The sequence below is a fragment of the Paenibacillus nanensis genome, from assembly GCF_003583765.1.
In the GTDB taxonomy this organism is placed as follows: domain Bacteria; phylum Bacillota; class Bacilli; order Paenibacillales; family Paenibacillaceae; genus Pristimantibacillus; species Pristimantibacillus nanensis.
On sequence record NZ_QXQA01000003.1, the window covers coordinates 34,822 to 55,642 of the forward strand.

The window sequence follows — 20,821 nt, forward strand, 5'->3', positions numbered from 1 at the left end:
CAAGCTAGAGGAGGACTTCCTATGCGGATTGATGCCCACCAGCACTATTGGTCGATGACCCGTACCGATTACGGCTGGATTACGAAGGAATTGCCCGTATTATATCGGGACTACTTGCCCGAAGACCTCGAAAGCCATTTAACGAAATACAGCATAGACGGCACAATCGTCGTACAAGCAGCCCCAACGATTCAGGAGACCGAATATTTGTTCACATTGGCCGACCGGTCGGACTCGATTCTAGGCGTTGTCGGCTGGCTGGACCTATTTGATCCCTCACATTGGGAATATTTTGAGCGTTTCCGGAAACATCCGAAGTTTGTTGGCTTCCGCATTATGATTCAGGACATGTCCGACGTGAGCCGCGTGCTTGAACGCTCGTTCGTGGAAGCGCTTCAGGAGTACGCCAAAATGGATATCCCGGTCGATCTGCTCGTAAAATCGGACCAATTGGATGTGCTGGGCGACTTGCTCGATGCGGTTCCTGGACTCCGAGGAGTGATTGACCATATTGGTAAGCCGCGAATCGCGGAGCAGCTATACGAGCCATGGGCTTCCCAGATGGAAAGGATGTCGAGGCATCCCAATATATATTGCAAATTGTCCGGCATGGTAACAGAGGCGGATCATCTGGCGTGGAAGCCGGAGCACTTCAAGCCATATATCGAGCATGTAATTCGCTTATTCGGTACAGAGCGGGTTATGTTCGGAACGGATTGGCCGGTTTGTTTGCTTGCCGCAAGCTATGATGAAGTGGTGAATGTGCTGGAGGGAGCGCTGCCTAAAACTTGGAGCGAACCGGAGCGGGCTAAGCTATTCGGCGACAATGCCAAGCGATTTTATAAGATAAAATGACGCGAGCAACGCTAGATCAATTTTTTTAGTAAGGGAGTGGCTATATGAAATACCGTCTTTTAGGCAAGACAGGATTGGAGGTTTCGACGCTTAGCTTCGGCGCCTCCTCGCTCGGTTCCGTATTTCGTGAAACGGATGACGCGGAAAGCATTCGCACCGTTCACGCAGCTCTCGATGCTGGCATGAATTACATAGACGTCTCGCCGTATTACGGCGCTACTAAGGCTGAAGCCGTACTCGGCAAAGCCATCGGACAAACCGCTCGGGACCGTTTTTATTTAAGCACGAAAACAGGCCGATATGGGATCGACGCCTTCGACTTTTCAAGGTCGAGAATAGAAGCGAGCTTGGAAGAAAGCTTGCGAAGGCTGCAAACGGACTATGTGGACATTCTTTTTCTGCACGACATTGAATTTGTTCCGCCGGAAACGATTTTGGAAGAAGCGATTCCAGCTCTGAACAGCCTGAAGCAGCAAGGGAAAATACGATTCACCGGCATTTGCGGCCTGCCGCTCGCATTATTCGAGCAGATGCTTCCAAAGGTTCAGGTAGACGCCATTATTTCCTATTGTCACTACTCGTTGAATGACACTTCCTTGCTCCGTCTGCTTCCGCTATTGGAGAAGCACGGCGTCGGTCTCGTCAACGCTTCCCCGTTGTCGATGGGCCTGTTAAGCACGCGCGGAACGCCCGAATGGCATCCGGCGAGCACGAAACTGAAGGAAGCCTGCCTTCGGGCAGCAAAGCATGCGGCAGAACGCGGTTCGGACATCGCGAAGCTGGCGGTTCAATTCTCGACGAGCCACTCCGGCATCCCGACAACGCTCGTCAGTACGGCCAACCCGGAAAATATCGTAAAAAACGCGGAATGGACGGATGAGCCGATGGACGAAGAGCTGTTGAAAGAGGTGCTGGACATTCTTAGGCCGGTGCATAACCGAACCTGGGTCAGCGGACTGCCTCAATATAACGCCAATATACTTGCCTAAGGAAAAGAGGTGATCGAATTGAAAGGCATTGTATGTGAAGCAATTGAACAATTCCGTATGACAGGGGATTTGCCGGAACCAGTGCTGACGGAGGGGCATGCGGTCGTAACCATTCGGCGAATCGGCATTTGCGGAACGGATTATCACGCGTTTAAGGGCAATCAGCCGTTTTTCCAATATCCAAGAATTCTGGGGCATGAATTATCGGGCGTCATTGATCAAATCGGCGAAAATAGCGCAGGTCTGGCACCTGGCGATAAGGTCGCGATCATTCCCTACCTTCATTGCGGCGAATGTATCGCCTGCCGCCGCGGCCACACAAACTGCTGCGCCAATATGCGAGTGATTGGCGTGCATATAGACGGCGGGATGAGGGAGCGGATTTCTGTCCCTCTTACGCATCTGCTGAAAGCCGATACGCTCTCGTTCGATGAAGCGGCCATGATCGAGCCGTTAGCGATCGGCGCGCATGCCGTACGTCGGGCCGATGTCGGGGCGTCCGATACGGTGCTAGTTATCGGATCGGGACCGATTGGTCTTGGCGTCATGGCGTTCGCGAAATACGCGGGAGCTCGGGTCATCGCGATGGATATTAACGAAGAAAGGCTAGCGTTTTGCAAAAAATGGGCGAAGGCGGATGAGACGGTCAACGCGGTTCAATGCGAAGGAAAGGAAAGGCTGTCCGAATTAACGAATGGAGAATTTCCAGTCGCCGTGTTCGACGCGACGGGCAACGCGGCATCGATGACGAGATCGTTCGAATTGGCCGCCCATGGAGGCAAGCTGGTTTTTGTGGGCTTGGTGAAAGGGGATATTACGTTCTCGGACCCGGAGTTTCATAAGCGCGAGCTAACGCTCATGGGCAGCAGGAACGCGTGCATGTCCGACTTCCGTCATGTGATGGATGTTCTAGGCAGCCAAACATTGGATATCCAATCATTCATAACGCACCGGTCCTCATTTGACCGTATGGCAGATTCGTTCGGGACGTGGCTGAAACCGGAGTCTAAGGTGATTAAAGCGATTGTGGAGCTGTAAAAAAGGGAGGATACCAGATGAAGCTTTCATACTCTCGCCCGGCGAAGGAATGGACGGAAGCGCTGCCCATTGGCAATGGACGGCTCGGTGCCATGATATTCGGCGGCATCGAGACAGAAACCATTCCATTAAACGAAGACACGCTGTGGTCCGGCGGTCCGAAGGACTGGAACAACCCGCGCGCCAAAGTAGTGCTACCGGAGGTGCGCCGGCTTGTGGCGGAAGGCCGGTACGCGGAAGCCGATCGGCTATGCAAGGAGATGCTTGGGCCTTATACGCAGTCGTATTTGCCGTTTGGCGATATTTCCATTGTATTCGGCCACGGAGACCACGCGCACTCCTACCGCAGGGAGCTGGATTTGCGGCAGGGCATATCCCGCGCTGAATACATGGTGGGGAGCGTTCGGTACTCGAGGGAATATTTCGCCTCTTATCCCGGGCAGATCATCGCGATAAGGCTGCTGTCCAGCCATGAAGGCATGCTGAATTTTACCGCGCGTCTGGATGGCAGACTGCAAGCACGGTCGTCCCAAGAGAACGGCCAGTGGATCATTCGCGGCAAGGCGCCGGTTTATGTCGCGCCCAATTATTATCGCGTCGATCAGCCTATTCAATATGAAGAAGAGGAAAACGGCGAAGCGATGTCCTTCGAAGGAAGGCTTACGGCCATTGCCGACGACGGCGAAGTGCGGGTGGATTCCGACGGGATCCATGTCCGCAAGTCAACGAGTGTCACCATATATTTTAGCGCCGCTACGAGCTTCAACGGGTTTGACCGTTCTCCGGGCAAGGAGGGGAAGGACCCGGGGGAAATCGTGAACGCCAGCTTGACCACAGCTATGGGGCGTACATACCAAGCGCTTCGGGACGAGCATATCCGCGACTACTGCAGCTTATTCGACCGTGTGCAAATTCATCTCGGCGACCGGGTGAGCCCCGAAGAAATGCCGACGGACAAAAGAATTACCGAGTTTGGGGCTTCGGATCCAAGCTTGGTGGAGCTGCTGTTTCAGTACGGCCGCTATCTGATGATCGCCAGCTCCCGTCCCGGCACGCAGCCCGCTAACCTGCAGGGCATCTGGAACAAGGACACGAGGCCGCCTTGGAGCAGCAATTATACGCTGAATATTAATACCGAAATGAATTATTGGCCCGTCGAGACCTGCAACCTGCAGGAGTGCCATCAGCCGCTGCTTGATTACATCGGCAGCTTGGCGGTAACAGGCAAGAAGACCGCGGAAATCAATTACGGCGCCCGCGGTTGGACGGCCCATCACAACTCGGATATTTGGGCTCAAAGCGCGCCGGTAGGCGAATATGGACATGGCGATCCGGCCTGGGCGTTCTGGCCGATGGCCGGCGCTTGGCTATGCCAGCATCTGTGGGAGCATTACGCTTTCGGCCGGGATGAGGACTACCTTCGCAATAAAGCTTATCCGGTCATGAAAGAAGCGGCGTTGTTCGGTCTGGACTGGCTGATTCCGGATGAGCACGGCAACCTGATAACAAGCCCGTCCACTTCGCCGGAGCATAAATTCCGGGACGCTAGCGGCGCCTTGGCGGCTGTCGGCGCGGCTTCGACAATGGATCTGTCGATCTTATGGGATTTATTTACGAACTGCATCGAAGCGGCCGAAGCGCTGCAAACCGATGAAGCATTCCGAGAAGAACTGAGAGCAGCCCGGGGCCGATTGCTCCCTCTGCGGATTGGCAAATACGGCCAGCTGCAAGAATGGTACAAAGACTTCGAGGATGAGGATCCGCATCATCGCCACGTATCCCATTTATTCGGCGTCTATCCGGGCAGGCAGCTGGACCATGAACAGTCGCCAGAGCTGTACGCCGCGGCGCGCACGTCGCTGGAGCGCCGAGGGGACGGGGGCACGGGCTGGAGCCTCGGCTGGAAAATCAGCCTATGGGCGCGTTTCCAGGACGGGAATCGAGCATTGCGCCTGATCTCCAATTTGTTGCAGCTTGTGAAGGCCGATACGGGGGAGAAGGGCGGCGTTTATGCGAATCTATTCGATGCGCACCCGCCATTCCAAATCGACGGCAACTTTGCGGCGACAGCCGGCATCGCGGAGCTTCTGCTTCAGTCTCATCAGGGATTTCTTCACTTGCTGCCCGCGCTTCCCGAAGCGTGGTCGTTTGGTTCAATAAGCGGACTGCGGGCGCGCGGCGGATTCGAAGTGCGTATGAAGTGGCAGGATGGCAAGCTGAGCGAAGCGGAAATCCATTCTTTGAACGGCGAACCGTGCGCGGTCTATACGCGGTCGGCTGTTAAGGTGACGGATGCGAGCGGAAGTGCGGTCGCTTTTGAAGAGGGGGCTACCTCGGGCTGCATATCGTTTAAGACGGCCAAGGGGGCTAAATACAGGCTTGTTTGCTCCGCAAACTTGTAGCGACTCGTCTCAAGAGGCTTCATTAATCTTGAGAAGTGCGAAGTTATGAGATTGAAGGGTGACCCATTCACACGCGTCAGCGTTAATGTCTCGTCCATCTCTTCCGGTATTGATGCGGCGTAATTCCCATATGCGATTTGAACAATTTGCAAAAATATGAGCTATTCATAAGCCCGATCTCTTCCGCGATAAGAGATACGGGCTTATTTGTCGTGGTCAGCAGCAGCACGGATTGATGAACTCTGCGCGTCGCGATGTATTCGGAAATGTTGATTCCCGTTGCCTCTTTGAACAAGCGGGACAGGTAGAAGGGTGACAGATGAAGCGACCGCGCCATTTCGTCCAAGGAATACGGCTCCGAATAGTGAGCCTCAATCCAGTTCAGGATATGCTCCACTTGATCGTTTCTGCGGCGGGTCCGGTAGACTGCGGGATGCTCATTCAGGCTGCTCCACTCTTGCTTAAGACAGCGGTATAAGGGGACTAAGAAAAGAGAAATTTCTTCATGCTTATCCGTGTCTCTAAGCGCCGGCAAGCGGTCGTGCATGCTTTTGAACAGGTTGTCCAGCAGGCGGGCATCCCTGATCTCGTATAGACATGGGGAGGGCAGCTGTCCTAAATAAATAAAACGGTAAAAAGCGTGAAGCCCCGGCCAATTCTCGAAATACGCTTCAAACATGGTCGGTTCAAAAATCGCCAAGGAGCGTTCGAAGCTTTGGCCGTCGGAGTAATCTAGCGTTAAATGATGGAGCTGATTCGGCTGGAAAATGCAAAGCATCCCCGGCTTAATCTCATAGCTGTTATTGTTCACGATCATCGTTCCGCTTCCCTGATGGATGTACAAGATCTCTACGCCAAGGTGGGAATGGAACGTCTCTTTATGCTCGTTATTTACGCTAAGGCGTCTATAAGCGAAATATAGGGGCACCTCGCTGAAATTGCTCGTCGAGACCGGCAAGAGACTCACCTTCCCATTGTCACAAGGATGTATGCGATTTCAAAGCTACCCCCAATATAGCAAGGCATAGGGGCTAATTCAAGTCTATCCGCGAGCAAAAACCGCAATCTAGCGTTATTTTTCCCTCTATGCTGTATCACAATTGGGAAGCCGGCTCGGTTAAGATACTACGTATGGACATCAATTCCTAGGAGGAAGAGCCATGTTAAAAGTAGCCATTATCGGAACCGGAGCGATATCAGCCGCCCATATCGGAGGGTATCTGCGGTTCAAAGATCGTTGTCAAATCGTCGCTCTGTGCGATCTGTATCCCGAGAAAGCGGAAGCGAAGCGGGAGCAGTTCGGTTTGAATGCCAAAGTCGTGAAGGATTACAAAGAACTGCTCGAAGACGGCATCGACCTTGTATCGATTTGTATGCCCCCGTTCGTACATGCGGAAGTCACGATCGATTTCCTGAATGCGGGCAGTCATGTCATGGTGGAAAAGCCGATGGCAGCGTCCCTTGAGGAATGCGACGCGATGATTGAAGCGGCGGACCGCAACGGAAAAATGTTATCGGTCATCGCCCAGAACCGGTTCAGAAACCCAATTATGAAGCTGAAGAGCGTTCTGGACAGCGGACTGGCGGGGAATATTCTGCATGCCCAGGTTGACTCCTTCTGGTGGCGGGGACATTGCTATTATGACTTATGGTGGCGCGGCACTTGGGAGAAGGAGGGAGGCGGGCCGACGCTGAACCATGCGGTGCATCATATGGACGCCTTGCTGTGGATGCTGGGACGACCTAGCGAGATTCAAGCCTTCATGAGCAATGTCGCCCACGATAACGCGGAGGTGGAGGATCTGTCGATCGCGATGCTTCGGTATCCGAACGGATCGTTGGGACAGATTACGAGCTCCGTCGTCCATCACGGCGAAGAACAGCAGCTTATTTTCCAAGGGCAACACGCGCGGATCTCGGCGCCTTGGAAGGTTACGGCGTCGGTATCGAGGCCGAACGGATTTCCCGAGCGGAATGCGGAGCTTGAGAAGCAGATCGAAGATTTGTATGACAAGCTGCCGGATTTGCCTTATGAAGGGCATACCGCGCAAATAGACAACGTACTCGGCGCTATTGAGACCGGAACGCCGCCGCTAATAGACGGAGTAAGCGGCCGCAGCACGCTTGAGCTCATTATGAGCATTTATAAATCCGCAAGCACGGGCTCGAAGGTGCAGCTCCCCCTGCAGCCGGATGATCCTTTCTATACGCAGGAGGGCGTCAAGCGTAACGTGCCTTATTTCTATCAGAAGAGCGCCAGTGTCGAGAACTTCTCGGATCAGAACATTACGACGGGCAGCTTTGCCGAAAAAAAATAAGAAGGGGGTCATGAGAGATGCAGAAGCACGACGGCATGAATTACGCGCCGAAGGGAAAGCCGAATCCGGTCGTAGGGCCTGGACAATTTGTGATTGCCGCCATTGGGCTGGACCATGGCCATATTTACGGCATGGTTAACGGTTTGATCGAAGCGGGGGCAACGTTAAAGTCGGTGTTCGACCCTGATGCCGCCAAGGCTGAGAAATTCGCGAGCGTCTACCCTGGGGTGAAAATTGCGGCTTCGGAGGAGGAGATTCTTACGGATCCGGAGGTTTCCCTCGTAGCAGGCGCGGCTGTAACGTCGGAACGCTGCGCGCTCGGTCTTCGGGTGATGGACGCCGGCAAGGATTATTTTACGGATAAAGCTCCCTTTACAACGCTAGAGCAATTGGAATCGGCCCGCGTGAAGGTACGCGAGACCGGCCGGAAATACGCGGTTTACTATAGCGAACGAGTCCATGTCGAAAGCGCCGTCTATGCTGGCCAGCTTATCGAACAAGGCGCAATCGGAAAGGTTATTCAAGTGACGGGCTTCGGGCCGCATCGGCTTAACGCCAAATCCCGGCCCAAATGGTTTTTCGAGAGGGAGAAATACGGCGGCATCCTGTGCGACATCGGCAGCCACCAGGTCGAGCAGTTCTTGTTCTATGCCGGCTGTAAGAAGGCGGAGGTGCTTCACAGTAAAATCGCCAACTACGACAACCCGGACTATCCGGAGCTTGAAGATTTCGGGGACGCGACCCTTCTTGGGGACAACGGCGCCACGCAGTATTTCAGGGTCGATTGGTTTACGCCGGACGGTCTCAGAACGTGGGGAGACGGCCGTACCCTTATATTGGGAACCAAAGGTTATATCGAAGTGAGAAAATACATCGATGTCGGCAGGGAGCAGTCCAGTAATCATGTCTACTTGGTTAACCATGACGGCGAATTTCACTTTCATGTCAGCGGGCAGGTCGGATATCCGTTCTTCGGAGAATTGATTCTGGACTGCCTGAACCGGACCGAAAACGCAATGACGCAGGAGCATGCGTTCATGGCGGCCGAGCTGTGCTTGAAGGCCCAGCAGCAGGCGGTTCGGATTACTCCGCAGCTTATCTAATAAAGGCAGTGATTGCAGCTCGGTTTGCTTGAATGAGTCAAGCAGCCGAGCTTTTTTATGTTGTCGACTGTAGTCTGAATTATCAGAAAATTAACACAATTACACATTTGCATTAATCATTTCTTTACAATCTCATGATAATCTTTCCTTACAACAAAAAAAGGAGTGGATGCTAATGATACCGACACTGCTGCTAATATTCACATTGATCATGATCGTATGGGCTGCCGTTTCTTCGATGAATGCACCGAAGTCAGGCCGCAAAAACGGAGGCGGGGATAGTTATTCGGGCGGCTATTCAGATTCCGGAAGCTCTGATGGCGGCTGCGACGGCGGTGGGGGAGGCGGCGGGGATTAACCCTGGTCTCCTCCTCCCTCATCCAATCTTCGCAGTCGGTACGCATTCATTGCGGACTCGCCAAGCTCCTCAAGGATGGTGTAATTCGCCCATGCGCCTGCCACCGCGCCGATCCCCGGAACCATTTGCAGCATTTTCCGAAAGTCGATAGAGTCGCGATACTCCTTCTGGAAAGTCTCCCAATCCATGTTTTTATAATATTCGGTGTCCGAGAACCACTGCGCCTTCTCTCTATCCCAACGTTTAATCGAGTTTAACAAATGGAAACGCTGCTCCTGCCCGGAGAACGCCAGTTGAAACACCTTTAGAATAAAAACCCGCTCGGAAAAATGCTTCGTGTCGTACCCGTAGATATGGGCTAATTCAAACAAAAATTTCATTTTAATTGCAATAAGCGCCGGGAAGTCCACGACGTTAAGCAGAATGCCGCCCGCCCCGGTGCCTGCGCCTTCGGCAGCCGCGATTTTTTGGTATAACGACAATAATCGTTTCGCTTCTTCGTCGGCGAGCTCCAGGGAAAACCGCTGCACCGCTCTCGATGGGGTATATTCCGCTCCAAACAGCGCCGTGCGCACGATTGATCTTATCGTTGCCGTCATGAAATCATGAACCTTGGGGGGAATCATGTCATTAATTCGCTTGCCGATCGTTTTCGATGTTCGCTCCAGCCACCCGGGCGGTTTAAATAACTGATGCTCCCAAGCCGAAATTTCAAATCGGACTTTTTGGTTATAATCCATTGCCCGCGCTCCTCTAAAAGATTTGGATCTATTGTACCGGAGAACGCCGCAACCCGAAATAGACCGCAGCAGGGAGCGGGGCCCGACGAAAGTCGAGGATTTTCATAGAGCGTTCGTCAGATGACGTTTATACCGCTGCGCATCCGCTAATCGGGTTTTCGATCCGAAACAACCCCCGCGCCGTACAGCCTCCGATACGTCTCGGGCGTCATGCCTTCCATCCGGCGAAATGTGGCCACGAAATGGCTTGCGTCGCGGAACCCGACCGCTTCCCCGATACGGCGAACGGACCAATCCGGCCGGGAAGGAAGCCATTCTTTCGCCTTGCGGAGCCGCAGCTGGATCAAATAGGCGTAGGCCGTCTGGCCGAACAGCTCGCGAAACCTTTCGTTCAGCTGCCGTTCGCCTATGCCAAGCCGCGATGCCATATCCGAGAGGCCGATTTCCGGGTTGGCGAATTCTTTCTCCAGCCAGTCCAGCAGGGCTTGAATCCGCTCCAGCCTCTTTGACATAGACGGCCGATTGTCCATGCGGGCATCGGTTCGAAGAAGCGTCAGAAAGCGGTACAAATCAGCGGAGTACCGCCATCCTGACGGATCCACGCCCGATTCGGCGAATGCGAGCAAGCTTGCCAGCTGATCGGTTATCTGATTTTGGCCGGGTTCCCATTGAAAATGTTCAGCTATGCCAAAGCCGAGCGATTGCACGAGCCCGGCCGCCGCGCTTCCATGAAACGTAATGAAGCCGGTCAGCCATCGGCCGCCCCTTGCTTCGTACCGATGAGGCGTGCCCGGCGCGAGAAGGATGCCCGACCGCTCCGCCATTCTCCAGGTGCGGCCGGCCGCCGACAGCTCGCCTTCACCTTCCAGCGTCTGAAGCCAGTGATAGTAGGGATACCCGCTTGGCCGATCAATTTTCTCTTGGTCATGTTTAATTCCAATCGTTTCTAGCTGCAGAGGCAAGAGCTCGGCAGGGGAAGCCGGAACGACGAGGCGCATGCTGAAAAACCTCCAAATTCTTATACGCGTATTCCCTTTTTTTATATTGGATATAGACATTATAAGCCATAAGATAAAGATAGAAAATGCAGTTTTATCATATATGACGAGGTGCGAGCTTATGATTAACGCGAAAATGCCGAAAATTTGGTACGGCGGCGACTACAACCCGGACCAGTGGGAGAAGTCGATTTGGGACGAGGATTTACGCATGTTCAAGCTGGCCGGCATCGATGTGGCGACGCTGAACGTATTCGCTTGGGCGAAGAACCAGCCGGATGAGGATACCTATAACTTCGACTGGCTGGACGAGATGATGGACAAGCTTCATGAGGGCGGAGTCGGCGTCTGCCTCGCGACGAGCACGGCGGCTCATCCTGCCTGGATGGCGCGTAAATACCCGGATGTGCTTCAGGTGGACTTCAACGGCAACAAACGCAAGTTCGGCGGGCGTCACAATTCCTGCCCGAACAGTCCGACCTATCGCAAGTACGCGGCACGTATGGCGGAGAAGCTTGCGGAGCGCTATAAGGATCACCCGGCGCTTCTCATCTGGCATATTAACAATGAATACGGCGGCGCCGGGAATTGCTACTGCGACAATTGCGAGGCGGCTTTCCGCGAATGGCTGAGAGCGCGCTACGGGACGCTTGAGGAGCTCAACCGCGCCTGGAATACCTCATTCTGGGGCCATACGTTCTATGACTGGGAAGAGATCGTGCTGCCTAGCGGCCAAAGCGAGGAATGGGAGGGCATGAACGGCCGTCAGGCAACGAACTTCCAGGGCATCTCGCTCGACTATACCCGGTTCCATTCCGACAGCCTGCTCGAATGCTACAAGCTGGAATATGAAGCGGTCAAAAAGCACACGCCGGACATTCCTGTCACGACGAACTTGATGGGCGCCTTCAAAAAGCTCGACTACCACAAATGGGCGAAGCATATGGACGTTGTGTCATGGGACAACTACCCGCGCTTCGATACGCCGCACAGCTACACGGGCATGATGCACGATTTGATGCGCGGTTTGAAGGACGGGCAGCCGTTCATGCTGATGGAGCAGACGCCGAGCCAGCAAAACTGGCAGCCTTACAACTCGCTGAAGCGTCCGGGCGTCATGCGGCTGTGGAGCTACCAGGCTGTGGCGCGAGGCGCGGATACGATCATGTTTTTCCAGCTTCGCCGGTCGATTGGCGCATGCGAGAAATATCACGGAGCCGTCATCGAGCATGTCGGCCACGAGCATACCCGCGTGTTCCGCGAATGCGCTCAGCTCGGCGCGGAGCTCGGCAAGCTCGGCGACTCGCTGCTGGACTCCCGGGTTCAGTCCAAGGTCGCGATTCTGTTCGACTGGGAAAACTGGTGGGCGGTCGAAATGTCCAGCGGCCCTTCCGTCGCTCTTAAATATGTGGACGAAGCGCACAAATTTTACGACGCGCTGTACCGCTTAGGTATCGGGGCGGATGTGGTCAGCGTGGAAGCCGACCTTAGCGGCTACGATCTCGTCATTGCGCCCGTTATGTATATGGTGAAGCAGGGCGTAGCGAATAAGCTGGAGCAGTATGTAGGCGCCGGCGGCACACTCATTACGACCTTCTTCAGCGGCATTGTCGACGAGAACGATTTGGTCAAAACAGGCGGATATCCGGGCGAGCTGCGGAAGCTTCTCGGCATATGGGCGGAAGAAATCGATGCTTTGCTTCCAAGCCAGCGCAATCGGATTGTCGTACGGGACATCGCTTCCGGCTTAAAGCCTGAATATGAATGCGGCATGCTCTGCGACTTGATTCATTCGGAAGGAGCCGAGGTGAAAGCGGTATACGGCGACGATTTCTACCGCGGCATGCCGGCGCTTACCGTGAACAAGTTCGGCGAAGGCGAAGCCTGGTATTTGGCGACGAGCCCGGAGGCGTCATTCCTTCAAGACTGGCTGTCGCAGCTGTGCGCCTCCCGCGGGATCAAGCCTCTTGTTCCTTCCGTGCCGGAAGGCGTGGAGACGACGCTCCGGACCAAGGACGGCCAAGATTACTTGTTCGTGCTAAACCATAACGCGGATGCCGTTACGGTCGAACTGGGCGACCGGGCTGGCGTTGAACTGCTGAACGACCGCCAGCTGAACGGAGGCAAGGCGGAGCTTGCTGGCCATGATGTATGGATTATTAAGCTAAATAAGTAGAGAGTGTTTCCATTTCAGAGCCCCTGCTTCCGGCGGGGGCTCGCGATTTTTAAACGACAGATGAGGAGATGAACGGGATGAAGGTAAATGCAGAAGCGATTCAATTGAAGCTAGCCGTTGGACGCGTGGCCGAGTATACGTTCGACATGGACCTCACATGGGATTGGCCTGGTGGTGTCGCTTACTATGGCGTCAGCCGGGCGTTTGAAGTAACGGGTGAACAAGCTTACCTCGATCGGATGATCGCATGGGTGGACGAATATGTGGAAGCCGGTCTGCCGGGATGGACGGTCAATACGTGCGCGATGGGGCATATGCTGCTCACGTTGTATGAGCATACGAAGCACGAGAAGTATGCCGAGCTTATTTTCAGCAAGACCGACTACCTCGAAAATAAAGCGCTGCGCTTCGGCGACCGGGTGCTTCAGCATACGGTGTCGGCAGGCAACGACTTCCCTGAGCAGGCCTGGGCGGACACGCTGTTTATGGCGGCGTATTTTATGCTGCGCGCAGGCATTATGTTCGATAAGAAGCATCTGATCGACGATGCGCTGCATCAGTTTTTCTGGCATATCAATTACTTGCAGGATGAAAACGACGGGCTGTGGTATCACGGCTATAACCATATTAAGAAGGACCATATGTCCGGCATCTATTGGGCGCGCGCCAACGCATGGGCGGCCTATACGATGTCCCGGGCAGCCAAGATTTTACCGGAAGGCTACCTGTACCCTCCAATGATGCATATTTGGAGCTCTCTGCGGGACCAATTGGCTGCGATCAAGAAGCTGCAGAAGGAAGACGGACTTTGGGGTACGGTTCTCAACTATTCGGACGCCTATGGCGAGGTGTCGGCGACAGCGGGCATTGGGGCGGCGATGGTCACGCAGAACAATCCGCTGCACGCGAAGCACGTGCAGAAGGCGCTTGAAGGCCTGCTCGAGAACATCGCAGACAACGGCCGGGTCATGAACGTATCGGGTGGCACGGCCGTTATGAAGGATATGGCCGGCTACCTTGGCATCGACAGGAAATGGGCTCAAGGCTGGGGACAAGGACTCGCTCTTGCGTTTTTGGCGGCAGTCCTTGAAATGGAGGAAAGTAACGCAAAGGACTAATACGTCTTTATATGGTCGAAGGAGGCTTGCGCAATGTTGCTGGAACCAAAATCGAAGCTGGTCATGATTGATGATTCGGGTACCGATTGCGAACGGGCAAGACCTTACGGGGAGGGGCTTTTCGGGGCGCTCGGCAAGGCTATGTTTCGCTGTTAGACGGGCTTCTGACGGCAGCTTATCCGAAAGTACGGGATTCGGGTCGTGAACATGGGCATAAGCAGCAATACGGTTCGCGATTTGAAGGAACGCTGGCAGACGGACGTGCTGGATCTGAAGCCGGATTGGCTGTCGATTATGACCGGCATTAACGATGTCGGGCGGCAATACAATCGGCCGACGCACCTGGGCGCCCGGCTGGGGCAATTTGTACGAAAAATCGTACAAACTGGAACGCCTACGCGCTCCACAGCTGCGCTTTGTACGAAAAATCGTACAAAGGTAGGCGCCTGGGCGTCCGGCTGGGGCAGTTTGTACGAATAATCGTACAAACTGGAGCGCCCGTGCGCCTCGCAGCAGCATTTTGTACGAAAAATCGTACAAAAGAGAGAGCCCGTCCGTCCCGCGGCAGCGTTTTGTACGAAAAATCGTACAAAAGAAGGCGCTCGGCCTTTCCGCAGCATAATTTTGTACGAAAAATCGTACAAAAGTGCCTGTGTGAACGTCTTGCAGCAGCAGTTTGTACGAAAAATCGTATAAACTGGAGCACCCGCCCATCCCGCAGTACCATTTTGAGCGAGAAAACGTACAAAAGTAGTCGCCTGTGCGCCCCGCAGGGGTATTTTGTACGAAAAATAGTACAAAAGAGAGAGCCTGTCCTTCTCACAGCAGCATATTGAACGAAAAATCGTACAAACTTTAGCACCCGCCTATCCCGTAGCATAATTTTGTACGAAAAAACGTACAAAAAAGAACTGGAAAAGTTCATGAGGCGGAACTTTATACGAAAAATCGTACAAAGGTTCCCGTGTGGACGTCTTGCAGCAGCATTTTGTACGAAAAAACGTACAAAAAAGAGCGGGAGAGGTTCATGAGGCGGAAGTTTGTACGAAAAATCGTATAAAAGGGTGCGAATGAGGTGCTCGAGGCGGAACTTTATACGAAAAATCGTACAAAAGTGCCCGTGTGGACGTCTTGCAGCAGCATTTTGTACGAAAAAACGTACAAAAAGGAGCGGGAAAGGTGCATGCTGCGGAAGTTTGTACGAATGAGGTGCTCGAGGCGAAAGTTTGTACGAAAAAACGTACAAAAAGGAGCGGGAAAGGTTCATGAGGCGGAAGTTTGTACGAAAAAATTGTACAAAAGAGTGCGAATGAGGTGCTTGAGGGGAAAGTTTGTGCGAAAAAACGTACAAAAAGGAGCGGGAAAGGTGCATGCTGCGGAAGTTTGTACGAATGAGGTGCTCGAGGCGAAATTTTGTGGAAAAACCGTAAAAAACCAAGCGAGAAGATGCCCGGCGTCTGCAGCGTATACGATACATCGTGCAAAATGCGAATTGCAACAAGTGTTCGGATCAGGTATTATAGAGGTATTAATCATGAGGCGAAGCACGCCCCGAATTTCCTTCACACTGAAGGGAAGTCGGGGCTTTTTGTTTGCCTGGAAAGGGTGACGCGACTTGAGTTTCGAGATCGAACATGAGAAATGGTTAAAGGAGCATCTATCAAGACGCCGTGGAGAGCGGAAGGACGCATTGTTAAGGGGGCATGGGTACGGCAATCAACTTTTTGTAGAAAAGATATGGTGGACGCTGATGGGGCATTTTGCTGGGCTTCATCCTGAATATGAGGTTAGAGATTGGCGCGGCCGGTCTTACTTCGTGGACTTTATTTGGATATTAGGGGCGCTGCGATTTGTTTTTGAAATCATGGACTATGGTTCACATGGGAAAGATCGTTCCAAATACCGGTCCGATCTGAACCGAGCGTTGTTCCTGCAATCGCAAGATTGCCATGTGTTCCATATCTCATTGGACGAGATGAAAGAGAATCCGTCGTTCGTGCTTGCTACGTTGAGGAGCATCTTAGCCCCTTATCTCGCTGCGAACCGTGACGGGACCGAAATCATCAACCGAAAATTCGGTAAAGTTGAACGCCAGTTGATGCTCCTGGCGATTCGGCATGATCGCATCGTTTGCCCGCCGAAAGCCGCAAGTGAACTGGAGATGCATAAACAAACCGTCATCAAATATTGCCGCCAATTGGTTGAGAAGGGCAAGTTCCGCGCCATTCCAACAGGTGTGACCGGGAAAATCTATGGGTACGAATATATCGGGTCCATTCAAAGTCCTGATCTAATCTGAGAGTTCGCGTGCAGATGAAAAGAGTCATGGAGATGGAAGTCCCGCCCGTGAGTGCAAAACCATTTCCCAATAAGAAAAGCGCCAACCAAAGTGGTCGACGCTTTTTCCAAATAAATGAGTTCGAATTCGCAGCAATTAGTTCGCCACTAGGTCAAAACGGTCCGCATTCATCACCTTTACCCATGCGGCAATGAAGTCGCGTACAAACTTCTCCTTGTTGTCGTCCTGGGCATAAACTTCTGCAATGGCGCGCAGAATGGAGTTCGAGCCGAATACAAGGTCAACAACCGTTGCCGTACGTATGACTTGGCCCGTCTTGCGGTCGCGTCCTTCGTAAACGCCGCCTTCAACTGGCTTCCACGCGACGTTCATGTCGAGCAGGTTAACGAAGAAATCGTTCGTAAGGGTGCCCACACGCTCAGTGAACACGCCATGTTTTGTGCCGCCGAAGTTTGTGCCGAGCACGCGCATTCCGCCGATCAGCACGGTCATTTCCGGAGCGGTAAGGTTCAGCAGCTGTGCTTTGTCTACGAGCAATTCCGCCGCGCTTACGCTGTACTGCTTCTTCTGATAGTTGCGGAAACCGTCAGCGACCGGCTCCAGCACCGCAAAGCTTTCAACATCCGTTTGCTCCTGCTTCGCATCGCCGCGACCAGGAGTGAAAGGTACGGTTACGTCAAAGCCTGCATCCCGCGCAGCTTTCTCTACCGCGGCCGTTCCCCCAAGCACAATCAGATCGGCCAAGCTGACATTTTTGCCGAAATCGTCTTTGATGCCTTCAAGGATTGACAGCACATTGTCCAGCTGTTCGGGCTGATTCACTTCCCAATTTCTTTGCGGTTCGAGACGGATGCGTGCGCCGTTGGCGCCGCCGCGCTTATCGGAGCCGCGGAAGGTGCTGGCTGAAGCCCAAGCCGTAGTGACAAGCTCGCTCACCGTAAGACCCGATGCCAAAATTTTTGCTTTCAGCTCTTCCGCTTCCGCGTCTGTTACGACATATTCGGCAGCAGGAATAGGATCTTGCCAAATCAATTCCTCCGCTGGGACCTCAGGACCTAGATATCTTGCGCGAGGCCCCATGTCGCGATGTGTCAGCTTGAACCATGCGCGGGCAAACGCATCAGCGAACTCTTCCGGATTTTCGTAGAAGCGGCGGGAAATTTTCTCGTATACAGGGTCAACACGGAGTGCCATATCCGCGGTTGTCATCATCGTCTTCACACGAACGGATGCATCTTCCGCGTCCGGGGCAAGATGCGATTCGGCAGGATTTACAGCATGCCAAATATGTGCGCCTGCCGGGCTCTTCGTGAGCTCCCACTCATAGCCGAAGAGCATTTCGAAAAATCCGTTATCCCATTGCGTCGGATTAGGGGTCCAAGCGCCTTCAATACCGCTGCCGATCGCGTCGCGTCCTTTGCCGGAGCCGTGCGTGCTCGCCCAGCCTAAGCCTTGCGCTTCGATAGGCGCGGCCTCTGGATCCGGACCTACATGAGAAGGATCGCCGGCACCGTGTGCCTTGCCGAACGTATGGCCGCCGGCTACCAGCGCTACGGTTTCTTCGTCGTTCATGCCCATACGTCCGAAGGTTTCGCGGATGTCGCGGGCGCTTGCAAGCGGATCCGGATTGCCGTTAGGACCTTCCGGATTCACATAGATGAGACCCATTTGAACGGCAGCAAGCGGATTTTCGAGCTCACGGTCGCCGGTGTAACGGTTATCGCCGAGCCACTCTTTTTCGCTGCCCCAGTAAATATCTTCTTCCGGATGCCAGACGTCTACGCGTCCGCCGCCGAAACCAAAGGTTTTGCCGCCCATGGACTCGATCGCGACATTACCGGTTAGAATGAACAAGTCAGCCCAGGAGATCTTGTTGCCGTACTTTTGCTTAATGGGCCATAGCAGACGGCGGGCTTTATCCAAATTGACGTTATCCGGCCAGCTGTTAAGAGGAGCAAAGCGCTGTGTGCCGTTGCCGCCGCCCCCGCGTCCGTCGCCTGTACGGTATGTACCGGCGGAGTGCCAAGCCATACGTATGAAAAATGGGCCATAATGACCATAGTCGGCTGGCCACCAATCTTGGCTGTCCGTCATGAGCTTGCGAAGATCCTCTTTCAAAGCGAAGTAGTCTAGTTTTTTGAATTCTTCTGTATAATCAAAGTCTTCTCCCATAGGATTAGATTTTCTATCATGTTGATGTAAAATGTTCAGGTTTAACTGGTTTGGCCACCAGTCGCGATTGGTTGTCACAGTAGATTTAAGAGTGGTAGCGCTGCCGTGCATGAATGGGCATTTCCCTGCGTTAGCCGAAGTTGTCGTGTCCATGTGATCATCTCCTCTTAGATTTAGATTAAGTTTAAGTAGCAAATTAGAATTGCTCTTATTTAATTTATAATGTAATTTTGTCTGGAAATCAACGCCTGAGAACAATTTTCATTTAATCTTCATTAGGGACCATCCCGGGTCTTGGACGGATTGAAATCTGCCCGCTTGGATAATCTCTCTTCCACTACTATGTATATAAATATAGTTTTGTTTATTTGCATTATGTCACTTTGCAAAAGTATTATGTTTTAGAGGAACATTATGGTTCTTTAGTACCAATTAATAGACAAACAAACTGGGGGAGGGAGATTTTGAACAAACACAAAGGGGTTAATTGGCAGTTTAGCTTTTCAATCTTTAAGAAAATGTTGTTATTTTGCATATTTTTATTGGCTTTGCCATCCATAATTGTCGGCTACTCCAGCTACCAAACTGCGAAAAGCGCAACTGACGACCTGATTGAGAAGAACCTTGAAAATAGCGTAAAGCTGATCAATCAAAATATCTCGCAATTCAATGAAATGGTGAAAAACGGCCAGCTGACGCTGGAAGAAGCGCAAGAAAATGCAAAGGTTGTCATGTTAGGCGCTAAACAGCCGGACGGCACTAGACCCATTAATAAACGAATCGATTTGGGTTCGAACGGCTACTATTATGTCATTAACAAAACTGGTGACTTAATCGCGCATCCTAATATGGAAGGCCAAAATATTTGGGACAAAAAAACCTCTGACGGATTTTACTACATTCAGGATGTGATCAAACAAGGACAAAACGGCGGCGGATTTACTTTCTATAACTGGCCGCTGCCGAATAGCTCAAAAGAAGCGCTAAAAATGACTTATGCACTTGAAGTGCCGGAATGGGAATGGGTCGTCGTTGCCGGATCTTATTATAAAGATTATAATGCAGGACAAACTCAGATATTACAGTCTACAATTGTGACTCTTATCATTTGTATTATCGTAGGCGCGGCGGGGGTTATTTTGTTTGCCAACCACATTGCAAGACCGATAAGGCAAATTGCGGCCGACACGCGAAAGGTTTCGGCAGGCGATTTGACTTCGGAAGAGCTGCGAGTTCGGAATAAGGATGAGATCGGTAGTCTCGCAAGCGATTTTAATCAAATGAAGCAGTATTTAAAGGCACTGGTCGAGCAAGTTGCGGTCAGCTCCAATCATGTATCGAATGCGTCAACAGCGCTGCGGGCCTCTATTGAAGAAACGACGCAGGCGTCACGAAATATTGCCGAATCCACGGTGCTGATCGCTTCGGGTACTGAGAAGCAGGCGCTTAGCACGGAACAAAGCTCGAAGGCGATGGAAGAAATGACCCAAGGGATTGGAAGAATCGCAGATTCTTCGTCAAAAGCTTTTGAAGCGTCCATTCGGTCTGAAGAAGAGGCGAGACAAGGATATTCACTGATAGGACAATCTATCGAAAAAATGCACGCCGTCCAGCAGACTATGAAAGAAATTGTTCATGTCATGGAAACGTTAACCTTGCGGTCCGCCGAAATTAGTGGCATTGTAACGGTAATGACAGAGCTCTCCTCCCAAACAAGCCTGTTATCTTTGAATGCGTCCATCGAGGCGGCGAGAGCAGGAGAAGAAGGAAGAGGATTTGCGGTAGTCGCACAAGAAGTTAAAAAGCTAGCGGAAATGTCAAAAGCCTCTTCCGAGCAAATTAATGAGCTTGTGAAAAAGGTGCAGCTCGATATCGCAGCAGCTTCCAGTTCGACTGTAACAAGTCTCAACGAGTTTGAACAAGGGGTGAATGTGATCGAGCAAACAGGCACAGCCTTTGAGAAGATTGTAGGCGCAGCTCAACATGTCGTCGTTCAAATCGAAGAAGCTTCGGCGACAGCGGAGGAGCTGACGGCAAGTTCAGAACAAATCTATGCGTCCCTTAAGGAGCTGGACCGAATTGCGGCTAGTTCGGCTGAAAGCTCCGAATTGATATCGGCAGCAACCGAAGAACAGATAGCAGTAATGGAACAAATCAATCATTCGTCGAATGCGCTGAATGAAATGGCAATCGAACTGAAAGGCGCTATTAACCGGTTTAAACGATAACAAAGTATAGATAGGCTTTCATGCGAC

General features: G+C 52.5%; 17 protein-coding genes. 13 read left to right on the forward strand and 4 right to left on the reverse strand.

The features are described from left to right. Positions 1-21: 21 nt before the first annotated feature. From D3P08_RS06395 to D3P08_RS06410, 4 genes are read left to right on the forward strand one after another with little or no spacing between them, the layout of a single operon-like run. Entirely contained in the window at positions 22-855 is an 834-nt protein-coding gene (locus D3P08_RS06395) for an amidohydrolase family protein (RefSeq protein WP_119598633.1), read from the forward strand. Between the two features lie 44 nt (positions 856-899). Continuing rightward, positions 900-1,844 carry an aldo/keto reductase gene (locus tag D3P08_RS06400; protein WP_119598634.1) on the forward strand — a complete coding sequence of 315 codons (945 nt, stop codon included), beginning with the start codon at positions 900-902 and terminating at the stop codon, positions 1,842-1,844. A gap of 18 nt (positions 1,845-1,862) precedes the next feature. Then, entirely contained in the window at positions 1,863-2,882 is a 1,020-nt protein-coding gene (locus D3P08_RS06405; RefSeq protein WP_119598635.1) for a zinc-binding alcohol dehydrogenase family protein, read from the forward strand. A gap of 17 nt (positions 2,883-2,899) precedes the next feature. After that, positions 2,900-5,284, forward strand: a complete 2,385-nt coding sequence (locus tag D3P08_RS06410; RefSeq protein ID WP_119598636.1) for a glycoside hydrolase family 95 protein — start codon at positions 2,900-2,902, stop codon at positions 5,282-5,284. An 82-nt stretch (positions 5,285-5,366) separates the two neighbouring features. Here D3P08_RS06410 and D3P08_RS06415 read toward each other — a convergent pair whose 3' ends face one another. Beyond that, positions 5,367-6,242 carry an AraC family transcriptional regulator gene (locus tag D3P08_RS06415; protein WP_119598637.1) on the reverse strand — a complete coding sequence of 292 codons (876 nt, stop codon included), beginning with the start codon at positions 6,240-6,242 and terminating at the stop codon, positions 5,367-5,369. A gap of 202 nt (positions 6,243-6,444) precedes the next feature. Between D3P08_RS06415 and D3P08_RS06420 the strand changes: the two genes are divergently transcribed. The 3 genes from D3P08_RS06420 (at position 6,445) to D3P08_RS06430 (ending at position 9,063) form a co-directional block, all read left to right on the forward strand. After that, positions 6,445-7,602 carry a Gfo/Idh/MocA family protein gene (locus D3P08_RS06420; RefSeq protein ID WP_119598638.1) on the forward strand — a complete coding sequence of 386 codons (1,158 nt, stop codon included), beginning with the start codon at positions 6,445-6,447 and terminating at the stop codon, positions 7,600-7,602. 17 nt (positions 7,603-7,619) lie between these two features. Then, positions 7,620-8,705, forward strand: a complete 1,086-nt coding sequence (locus D3P08_RS06425; protein ID WP_119598639.1) for a Gfo/Idh/MocA family protein — start codon at positions 7,620-7,622, stop codon at positions 8,703-8,705. A gap of 175 nt (positions 8,706-8,880) precedes the next feature. Next, on the forward strand, positions 8,881-9,063 hold the full coding sequence (locus tag D3P08_RS06430) for a hypothetical protein (RefSeq protein WP_119598640.1): 183 nt from the start codon (positions 8,881-8,883) through the stop codon (positions 9,061-9,063). On the opposite strand, the gene D3P08_RS06435 is transcribed toward D3P08_RS06430, so the two are convergent. Continuing rightward, positions 9,060-9,803, reverse strand: coding sequence for an EcsC family protein (locus D3P08_RS06435; protein ID WP_119598641.1), 744 nt, complete (start codon positions 9,801-9,803; stop codon positions 9,060-9,062). The two genes, D3P08_RS06430 and D3P08_RS06435, sit on opposite strands and share 4 nt — an antisense overlap. A 146-nt stretch (positions 9,804-9,949) precedes the next feature. Beyond that, positions 9,950-10,801 carry an AraC family transcriptional regulator gene (locus tag D3P08_RS06440; protein ID WP_119598642.1) on the reverse strand — a complete coding sequence of 284 codons (852 nt, stop codon included), beginning with the start codon at positions 10,799-10,801 and terminating at the stop codon, positions 9,950-9,952. Positions 10,802-10,922: 121 nt separating this feature from the next. On the opposite strand from D3P08_RS06440, the gene D3P08_RS06445 reads away from it, so the two are divergent. The 5 genes from D3P08_RS06445 (at position 10,923) to D3P08_RS06465 (ending at position 16,394) form a co-directional block, all read left to right on the forward strand. Next, complete coding sequence (locus D3P08_RS06445; protein ID WP_119598966.1) at positions 10,923-12,977, forward strand: beta-galactosidase; 2,055 nt, start codon at positions 10,923-10,925, stop codon at positions 12,975-12,977. Between the two features lie 77 nt (positions 12,978-13,054). Beyond that, complete coding sequence (locus tag D3P08_RS06450) at positions 13,055-14,095, forward strand: glycoside hydrolase family 88/105 protein (protein ID WP_119598643.1); 1,041 nt, start codon at positions 13,055-13,057, stop codon at positions 14,093-14,095. A 33-nt stretch (positions 14,096-14,128) separates the two neighbouring features. Further along, on the forward strand, positions 14,129-14,251 hold the full coding sequence (locus tag D3P08_RS28045) for a hypothetical protein (RefSeq protein ID WP_420819017.1): 123 nt from the start codon (positions 14,129-14,131) through the stop codon (positions 14,249-14,251). A gap of 21 nt (positions 14,252-14,272) precedes the next feature. Next, positions 14,273-14,575 carry a GDSL-type esterase/lipase family protein gene (locus D3P08_RS28050; protein ID WP_420819022.1) on the forward strand — a complete coding sequence of 101 codons (303 nt, stop codon included), beginning with the start codon at positions 14,273-14,275 and terminating at the stop codon, positions 14,573-14,575. A gap of 1,135 nt (positions 14,576-15,710) precedes the next feature. After that, positions 15,711-16,394: a hypothetical protein gene (locus tag D3P08_RS06465; protein WP_119598645.1), complete on the forward strand. Its 684-nt coding sequence runs from the start codon at positions 15,711-15,713 to the stop codon at positions 16,392-16,394. A 135-nt stretch (positions 16,395-16,529) separates the two neighbouring features. Here D3P08_RS06465 and katG read toward each other — a convergent pair whose 3' ends face one another. Continuing rightward, positions 16,530-18,719, reverse strand: coding sequence for a catalase/peroxidase HPI (gene katG, locus D3P08_RS06470; protein ID WP_119598646.1), 2,190 nt, complete (start codon positions 18,717-18,719; stop codon positions 16,530-16,532). A 311-nt stretch (positions 18,720-19,030) separates the two neighbouring features. Here katG and D3P08_RS06475 point away from each other — a divergent pair, with 311 nt between their 5' ends. Next, positions 19,031-20,794 carry a methyl-accepting chemotaxis protein gene (locus D3P08_RS06475; protein WP_119598647.1) on the forward strand — a complete coding sequence of 588 codons (1,764 nt, stop codon included), beginning with the start codon at positions 19,031-19,033 and terminating at the stop codon, positions 20,792-20,794. Positions 20,795-20,821 lie beyond the last annotated feature (27 nt).

Coding starts and splice junctions, on each gene's coding strand:
- D3P08_RS06395 (WP_119598633.1), top strand. CDS start 22: ATGCGGATTGATGCCCACCAGCACTATTGGTCGATGACCCGTACCGAT.
- D3P08_RS06400 (WP_119598634.1), top strand. CDS start 900: ATGAAATACCGTCTTTTAGGCAAGACAGGATTGGAGGTTTCGACGCTT.
- D3P08_RS06410 (WP_119598636.1), top strand. CDS start 2,900: ATGAAGCTTTCATACTCTCGCCCGGCGAAGGAATGGACGGAAGCGCTG.
- D3P08_RS06420 (WP_119598638.1), top strand. CDS start 6,445: ATGTTAAAAGTAGCCATTATCGGAACCGGAGCGATATCAGCCGCCCAT.
- D3P08_RS06425 (WP_119598639.1), top strand. CDS start 7,620: ATGCAGAAGCACGACGGCATGAATTACGCGCCGAAGGGAAAGCCGAAT.
- D3P08_RS06430 (WP_119598640.1), top strand. CDS start 8,881: ATGATACCGACACTGCTGCTAATATTCACATTGATCATGATCGTATGG.
- D3P08_RS06435 (WP_119598641.1), bottom strand. CDS start 9,803: ATGGATTATAACCAAAAAGTCCGATTTGAAATTTCGGCTTGGGAGCAT.
- D3P08_RS06440 (WP_119598642.1), bottom strand. CDS start 10,801: ATGCGCCTCGTCGTTCCGGCTTCCCCTGCCGAGCTCTTGCCTCTGCAG.
- D3P08_RS06445 (WP_119598966.1), top strand. CDS start 10,923: ATGATTAACGCGAAAATGCCGAAAATTTGGTACGGCGGCGACTACAAC.
- D3P08_RS06450 (WP_119598643.1), top strand. CDS start 13,055: ATGAAGGTAAATGCAGAAGCGATTCAATTGAAGCTAGCCGTTGGACGC.
- D3P08_RS28045 (WP_420819017.1), top strand. CDS start 14,129: ATGTTGCTGGAACCAAAATCGAAGCTGGTCATGATTGATGATTCGGGT.
- katG (WP_119598646.1), bottom strand. CDS start 18,719: ATGGACACGACAACTTCGGCTAACGCAGGGAAATGCCCATTCATGCAC.